Below are 7,725 nucleotides of genomic sequence, written 5' to 3'. Positions count from 1 at the left end.
TCGGTATTGAATTTTGCCAAGAAGCTGGCAATTTCCCACGGATACATGGGCTCGTCATGTTTTTGAGTAAACTTCACCCTTACTCTTGTCGTGGTGTTCTTGTACGCATAATCGTCGAACATATGACTTCCATATAATATTTACGACATACCCTACACATCGTAGCCAGCCTCTATACAGCCAATAGCATAAGGCCATTATAGGGGAAAGGTAGCGCGAGATTGCAGTAATAACAATAGCGATGAAGCAGGTTATCGAAAATAGCATCAAAATCGCTCGATCAGATTGCAACTAAACGAGCTGATAGCAGCCAGCGCAGCTCCGAGTTGAACGGGGTCGCGACGTATGGGAACGGAAAAGTTACTCCAAAGCGATACTGCTCAGATTACCCCGCATGCGTCGGGACGGAAATTTCGACAGAACGGGGGATCTGAAATATACATAACCTACTGATTTATATTGATATACCTCAAAAAAGCAAGCTTCCCCTCCCGCCGACTACACCATTTTTCAACAAGAAAAACGTCCCTGGACGTCTTTTGTGCACGAAACCCAGCAGAACCGGACCTGCTCCCCTCCTCCTGAGCAGTCTAGGTCTGCAGGGAGCTCCATCCACCCCGTATCGCAGTCCTTGAATCATACGCCCCCCCGCCGAATCAACGCTACGCACAGGACACGGAACGGCGCCAGCATGCCCATGTAGGTATTACCACTGACGTCATCGTGGGGGTGAGGACAAGACGAATTTATTGCTTCATTTTCAGCCTTGCTACAGCAGATAATGCTGAAATCACAGTTTTCCCTCAGACAACAGAGAACTGTCGCACACACTTCCTCATGCAAACTGTAGGAAGTATGGTATCGAGCATCAGCAAGAGGGCAAAAGACTAGCCCCTCAGCTCTTGCCTGCTCAACACCACAGGACCCCTCCGTGACCAACCCCAGCACCGTCTCTACCCAACTCGTCGATACCACCCGACTAGCTCAAGCCCTCGAAAAATTCGCCAGCGACCGCAACTGGGCCCAGTTCCATTCCCCCAAGAACCTGGTCATGGCCCTGAGCGGCGAAGTCGGCGAACTGACCGAAATCTTCCAGTGGCTGACCGAAGACGCCTCCAAGTCCGCCGCACGCACGCCCGAAACCGCCCAGGCCGTCGAGGAAGAGCTGGCTGACGTGCTCATGTACCTGGTGCGCCTGGCATCGGTGCTTGGCGTGGACCTCAACGCCGCAGCACAACGCAAGCTGCAACTCAACGGCGAGAAGTACCCGGTCGAGAAGGCTAGGAACAGCGCAAAGAAATACGACCAACTCTGATTGCCCGGCTCCAGTAAGGGAGAAGGATCTTGATCGTTTACGAAGCGACCAAACAGCAGTTCCTGGCAGACAACGATAACGACGATATCGAGGACGTGATCCTCCGTAGTTTCGAGTCAGCCACCGGCCGGATCGTCGCAGCCGCAGAAATGAACGCCTGGAAGAACTCTCTTGGAGCCATGTCACGGGTGTTGCGCGACGGAGAAATCCCCAATGACATCGGCGTGGCCATTGAGCTGCACATCCCGCAGACCTCCAAGCGTATCGACATCACCCTGACCGGCCTGGATGCCAGCGGCAAGCAAAACGTGGTGCTGGTTGAGCTGAAACAATGGGCTGAAGCGAACGCGACATCCAAGGACGCCATTGTCAAAACCCTCCTCGGTCGCAAAATCCGGGAAACCGTGCACCCGTCCTATCAGGCCTGGTCGTATGCCTCGCTACTGGAAGGGTTCAACGAAGCCGTGTATTCCGGCGGAATCCAAGTGCATGCCTGCGCCTATCTGCACAACTACATGCCAGATAACGTCATTGACGGGCCTCACTACCAGGCCTACATCAGCAAGGCCCCGCTATTCATGAAAGGCAAGGATGAGCTGGCCCGCATGCGGGCGTTCATCAAGCAGCACATCGCCAAAGGCGATGAAAAGCGCGTGCTGCATGAACTGATGGCGAGCCCCATCCGCCCTTCGAAAGCGCTAGCTGACTCGCTGGTAAAACTACTGAAGAAGCAGACTGAGTTCGTTCTTATCGACGACCAGAAAGAAATCCATGAAAACTGCATGGCCGCTGCGAAAAGCGCTTCGACGGAGCACCCAAAAGTCGTGATCATCGAGGGCGGGCCGGGTACCGGTAAATCCGTGGTGGCACTCAACCTGCTGGTCAACCTCACCAGTCGCGGGCTGGTGGGAAAGTACGTGTCGAAAAACTCCGCCCCTCGGCAGGTGTACGAAAGCAAGCTGACCGGCGCCCTGCCCCGTAGCCATTTTTCGCAGTTGTTTACCGGCTCCGGCTCGTTCATGGAGTCACCCACCAGCGCATTCGATTTCCTGGTAGTGGACGAAGCCCATCGCCTGACCGAGAAAAGCGATCTCTACGGCCAGAAAGGCGATAACCAGATCAAGGAACTGATCAACGCCGCGAACTGCACGATCTTTTTTATCGACGAAGACCAACGCGTCACGCTGAAAGATATCGGCAATCGCGAAGCCATTCGCGCTTTTGCCAAGGCACGCGGTGCCGAGGTCGAGGAATACGTTCTCACCTCGCAATTCCGTTGCAGCGGCTCGGATGGCTATCTGGCTTGGCTCGACAATGCACTCCAAGTGCGGGAAACAGCAAACCGGCATCTCGACACCGAGGAATACGAGTTCAAGGTATTCGATACACCACAAGCCATGCATGCCGCGATCCAGGGCAAGAACGGCAACAACAAGGCTCGTGTTGTCGCCGGCTACTGCTGGCCCTGGAACAGCAAGAAGCGGGCAAGCGACGACGATATCGTCATTGGTGAGCACTACCGCCGCCAGTGGAATCTGGAGGAAGACGAGAAGCGCTGGATCATTGCGCAGAACTCTGTCGAACAGGTGGGTTGCATCCACACCTGTCAAGGCCTGGAGGTGGACTACATCGGCGTGATCATCGGCCCAGACCTGATCATTCGGGGAGGCAATGTGGTGACGGTGCCGGAGCAGCGAGACAAGAACGATCGCTCGGTCTTCGGCTACAAAAAGCTCATGAAAGCCGAGCCGGAAAAGATGCGGCAGCTACTCGACCTGATCATCAAGAACACCTACAGGACCCTGATGACCCGCGGGATGAAGGGTTGTTACCTGTACTGCACAGATGAAGAAACGGCCCAGTACTTCCGCGAACGCTTACTCGTGCGCGCGGCAAACGTTCCCACTCTTTCCGAGCAACTATTGGCCTAGTGCAATAGCTCTCATTGGGCCGCTTGGGCCCAATGATTTCTTCCCTCAATCATAAACGAAAATTCGTACGTACTTCCTCATATTGTCTGTAGGAAGTATGGTGTCGAGCATCTGGAATAAAGGCGAAATGGTGGCCACCACCTTCTCGCCTGCTCAACACCACAGGAATCTTCGTGACCATTGCTGCCGCCTCCCTCCCTGTCGAAACCATTCGCCTCGTCCTTGAGCAATTAACCAGCAACCCTGACTGGCCCCAAATTTGTGCCCCTGGCGCTTTGGCGCTGGTTAATGACTTCGACATGGGGTTTTGAAAATGGCGGCTCTTGCGACCCTCAAGATCGAAGACTTCTGCTCGAAAGCAGCCAAGCCGGAGTTCATCGAAAGTCTGTGCACGGACTTCGCCTTGACGTTTCCCGATTCGGAACTATCGGAATCCGAAATCCGCTCCTGGAGGAACTCCCTACCTGAACTTGCCAAGTTGCTCCAGCAACAGCAACCGCCACTCCGGGGGCATATCCTGATCGAGTATCCGATGCCGATTGGCTCTGAACGTGCCGATTGCATCCTGGTAGGCGAGAGCGAAGCGAGTCCGGAAATCATCGTCATCGAGTTGAAGCAATGGACACAAGGTTCCGTCACATTGCACGGCAAACACGGCGTCACCTGGCTGGAGGTTGCCGCCACCGATCCTTACACAAGCAAACACCCCTGTGAGCAAGTGAATATCTACCGATCGGCGCTGGAGCATGCGCTCAACTTCGGAGACTTCAAGCCCATCATCAACACACTGGTTTTTCTTCATAACTACCAGGAAAAACCGAAAGATGAAGTGTTGCGTGCCAAGGAGTTCAGCTCACATGTCAACAGCTCCTTGCTCCGCTCTCTAAACCATGGAGAACAGGATGCCGCACTGCTGCTATCCCGACTTAAGCGTCCGACACAGGCACTTGCCCACCTGACCTCGCCACAGAGAAAGTACTCGGACGCCTTTATCCTGAACTTCAGCGAAAAACTCAATTGCAGTGACCTTTTCAAGGCGACTGGTCAGCAAACGCATGCGTTCAAAAGGATTGCGCCACTGGTGCAACAGGTTCAGACGAACACTTGCGTCATCATCCACGGATTGGTCGGCACCGGAAAAACCGTCCTTGCCATGAAGCTTGTGCAGCACCTCATGAAACTGGGCAAGAATCCCAAGTACTACGTCAAGTCAGCCGCTATCGGCCAGTGCATAAAAGGCCTGGACTTCGCGGTGAATGGCAGGGCGGCCACTCCTTATCTGGTGGTCGATGAGGCCCATCGGCTGACAAAAGCAACGGCCGCAGGCTTGATGGACAACAAGCACCTCATTGTCTTTTTCATCGATGATTCTCAATGGATCAGTCCAGAGGAAAACTGCCGCAGCGATGACATCCAGCAAATGGCCCATGCACGTGGTTACCACGTGATAACCCATGTACTGGACGAGCAGTTGAGATGTCGTGGCGCCAACAGCTATGTGGATTGGGTCTACGATCTGGTATTCGGAGCAGCAACCCAGGCGTATTCATCAGTCCCGGAGTTCTCAGTTCAAGTGGCTGAATCCCCCCAAGCCATGGAGGACCACCTGAGAGCGCAGGCCCGAGGCAATGCATCAGGCCGAATCGTAGCGGGTTACTGCTGGCACTGGCAGACGGAGCGCACGCCCGGGGTAGGCACAGACATCCATATTGGGCCATGGCAGGCTCGCTGGAACCAGAAAATGGCATTCAAGGAGTGGAATCAACTCGTCGGATACCATGAGGAAGTCGGTGCCATTTATACGGTACAAGGATTTGAGTATGACTATGTAGGGGTCATTCTTGGGCCGGACATCTTCCTGAGAAATGGTCGAATCGAAATTGAGCCCAGCTGCAACGCGGACAAGAGACTGAGTAATATGCGAACAGATCCTGCCGTACGCAAACAAGTCATTCGAAACATCTATTACGTACTTCTAACTAGGGCTCGTCGAGGGGTTGTGCTGTACGCGGTCGATCCGGCACTGCAACAGTTTCTGCTCACAAACATCACAGCGAAAGTTAGAGGTCACTGACATCCTCTCTATGACAATTGCGATGAAGAAGCCGCCCTACTGAGGCGGCTTCATGCTTGTATTGATCAATCAAACCTCCAGCAACGGCGGCGATCCTTCCAGCAACGCATCCACCACAGCCTTCGCCATCTCAACCGAATGCAACATGCCCCAAAACAACGTCCGCTCCACCGGGTTCTCATGCAGGCTGATTTCGTCACCGTTCAGCTCGGCAACCTCCAGCAATTTCGACACATAGCTCAACGCCTCGTGAGCCGTGACACCCGGCTGAATAGCAAAAATCGAGGGACAAAGCGGATCAGCGCGATTGACGGTTTTGGAAAGGGTCAACGCGAGCGTATCAAGCAATCTGGCCGCATCGGGCCTCTTTGATTCCACGGACTCGCTGGAAACAGAAGGTGGATCAGGAGTGATTTTCTTCACCATGGTAGATCTCCGAGCTCATTTGAGAGGATCACCACACTGGCTGCGAAACCAAGGGTGGCGAACTGTGCGCAGGTTCGCAGACCGGTGAGCTTGGAAACCGGCAGGCATAAGCCTCCTGCGCACAGCCCGCCATAACGCAGGCATAAAAAAGCCGCTTACGCGGCGCTGTGCGCCAGCTCACTACCGGGCTGCGAAACCCGTGTCGCTGAATTTGCAGCGACCTCAGGAATCTAGACACGGCATTGGGCGCACACAATATTCTCCCACGCCTAAATCACGTAGGAAAAGTAAGTTCATATTGAAAGCTATTTCTACTCATTACGAGACATCAACGAGCCATAGGTGAGAAGCGACAATTTCCAACCTATCCGCCCGAAAGCGGCCGTAGCACTTCACACACGCCACAATCGCCCCGTCATACCACTCACCCGCTGCCCCGATCAGTTGCACATCCGCCATTGCCGGATGTCGGAACAGGAACGCCTCGCTTGCCCACGCGGCGTTCCCACCTGACAGTGAACAGGCGAACTCATTTCTCGCTGGGGTGCACTGTCACCGACAATGCCCCTCACCGCCCGCTCCAGCGCAGCCCTCGTCCGATCATTGAGCTCAATGCGCAGCGCCACAGCCCGCTCCACCCCGATCTGCAACGCAGGTCCAAGGCGACTGATATCCAGCCCCAGGCGAATCAGCATCTTCTCGACCCCCACCGTGGTGACCGTGACGAACTGTTCCACGCCACACTCGACGGCGAAGTTCACAATGGCGTGGATAGCCTGGGTGGTGCCCTGCGAGAAACCGAACCGGTTGCCGTGAGGCATTTCGATCGCAAACCGGCTCAGTTCCCAGACCGACGGCGAGCAAGGCGCCGGTTGGCCATTCAGGAGTTCGGGAAAGGTATGCGCCAGCATATTGGGGCCGGTTGTCGGCAGAATGCGCCAGCAGCCACAGACATAAGCCTGTTCCGCACTTCGGTTGATGATCATGTAATAAGGATCGAGCGCATCATACCCATCAATCTCCAGGCCATTGATAAGGGGAATGTCCCACATCTTTTTCTGCTTGAAGACACGCGCACGAAGTTCATGCATGGAATTCAACGCTTGCGCACTGAAGTCATTGCGACGACCAATGGAAATATACATGAAAGATAATACCGAAGCGGTTCTGAATTATTCTCACACGATATATTCATAATGAATAAACAGAACCCTCCCTGATTAGGGAGGTGGCTGAAGGCAAATGGATTTGCTAGTTTTCAGCTTTTGCAGGATTCATCCCGATGAAGCGACTCAATAACGCGGCGGTACGCGAGATCGCACACAAGGCCACTCGCCTGCGCCTGGAACTGAAACAGAGCCAGACCGAGTTTTGGTCGAGATTCGGTGTCAGCCAGGCTTGTGCCAGCCGCATCGAGTGCACCAGCCAGGTCCCTGTCCCGGTCTATATCCTGTTGCGCCTGTACCTGAGTGGGCGCCTGCAGGAAAGCGACCTCACCTCACGCACATGAGGGCGCTCAAGGGCTGATCAGTTTCTGCTGGATCGCCTTGATCACGGCCATCTGCCGGGAACTGACCTGAAACTTGCGGCGAATGTTCTTGAAGTGAAAGTCGATGGCCGAGATGCTGGAGGACAGGATCATCGCGATTTCCCAGGTCGTCTTGCCCGCGGCGCTCCACTGCAGCACCTCCTTCTCCCGCGCCGTCAGATGCACCGTTGCGCGACGCTCCGCCCGGGACTTGAGCACCTGGACGATCGCGTAATCACGCAGCAGGGTCGCCACCGGAAGAGAATTGACCATGGTCTGCCTGGAGCAGGCATCACGTTCTTCTGGCTTGAGGCAAAGCATGCCCGCCTCGCCTCCAGGCCCGTGCACGGGTAGCGCCAACCCTTGATGAAGGCCATGTGCCGTGGCCTCTTCGAAAAATGCCCGTTCCGACGGGCGACGATAGTCATCGCGATTCCAGAACAACGGCAGG

Annotated in this window: 8 protein-coding genes; 5 read left to right on the top strand and 3 right to left on the bottom strand. The window is 54.9% G+C overall.

Going from position 1 to position 7,725, the window contains the following annotated elements; all coding sequences use genetic code 11:
* Window positions 1-931: 931 nt before the first annotated feature.
* From K675_RS0110840 to K675_RS0110825, 4 genes are all read left to right on the top strand, one after another.
* Entirely contained in the window at window positions 932-1,315 is a 384-nt protein-coding gene (locus K675_RS0110840; RefSeq protein ID WP_017903545.1) for a nucleotide pyrophosphohydrolase, read from the top strand.
* 29 nt (window positions 1,316-1,344) lie between these two features.
* Entirely contained in the window at window positions 1,345-3,246 is a 1,902-nt protein-coding gene (locus tag K675_RS0110835; protein ID WP_017903544.1) for a DUF2075 domain-containing protein, read from the top strand.
* 173 nt (window positions 3,247-3,419) lie between these two features.
* Window positions 3,420-3,557 carry a hypothetical protein gene (locus K675_RS32965; protein WP_017903543.1) on the top strand — a complete coding sequence of 46 codons (138 nt, stop codon included), beginning with the start codon at window positions 3,420-3,422 and terminating at the stop codon, window positions 3,555-3,557.
* A 2-nt stretch (window positions 3,558-3,559) separates the two neighbouring features.
* A complete protein-coding gene (locus tag K675_RS0110825; protein ID WP_017903542.1) occupies window positions 3,560-5,320 on the top strand; it encodes a DNA/RNA helicase domain-containing protein in 1,761 nt (586 codons plus the stop codon).
* 69 nt (window positions 5,321-5,389) lie between these two features.
* Here K675_RS0110825 and K675_RS0110820 read toward each other — a convergent pair whose 3' ends face one another.
* Complete coding sequence (locus K675_RS0110820) at window positions 5,390-5,746, bottom strand: hypothetical protein (RefSeq protein ID WP_017903541.1); 357 nt, start codon at window positions 5,744-5,746, stop codon at window positions 5,390-5,392.
* Window positions 5,747-6,186: 440 nt separating this feature from the next.
* Window positions 6,187-6,891 (bottom strand): acyl-homoserine-lactone synthase, encoded by a 705-nt coding sequence (locus K675_RS30625; RefSeq protein WP_080635330.1) that lies wholly within the window; start codon window positions 6,889-6,891, stop codon window positions 6,187-6,189.
* Between the two features lie 137 nt (window positions 6,892-7,028).
* Between K675_RS30625 and K675_RS0110810 the strand changes: the two genes are divergently transcribed.
* Window positions 7,029-7,256, top strand: coding sequence for a hypothetical protein (locus K675_RS0110810; protein ID WP_017903539.1), 228 nt, complete (start codon window positions 7,029-7,031; stop codon window positions 7,254-7,256).
* Window positions 7,257-7,262: 6 nt separating this feature from the next.
* On the opposite strand, the gene K675_RS0110805 is transcribed toward K675_RS0110810, so the two are convergent.
* Window positions 7,263-7,725, bottom strand: a 463-nt coding sequence (locus tag K675_RS0110805; protein ID WP_026145094.1) for a helix-turn-helix transcriptional regulator, incomplete at its 5' end; no start/stop codon positions are given.

The sequence above is a fragment of the Pseudomonas fuscovaginae SE-1 genome (assembly GCF_000364705.1).
GTDB classification, from domain to species: Bacteria; Pseudomonadota; Gammaproteobacteria; order Pseudomonadales; family Pseudomonadaceae; genus Aquipseudomonas; species Aquipseudomonas fuscovaginae_A.
This window is presented reverse-complemented; position numbering and strand designations above follow the sequence as displayed.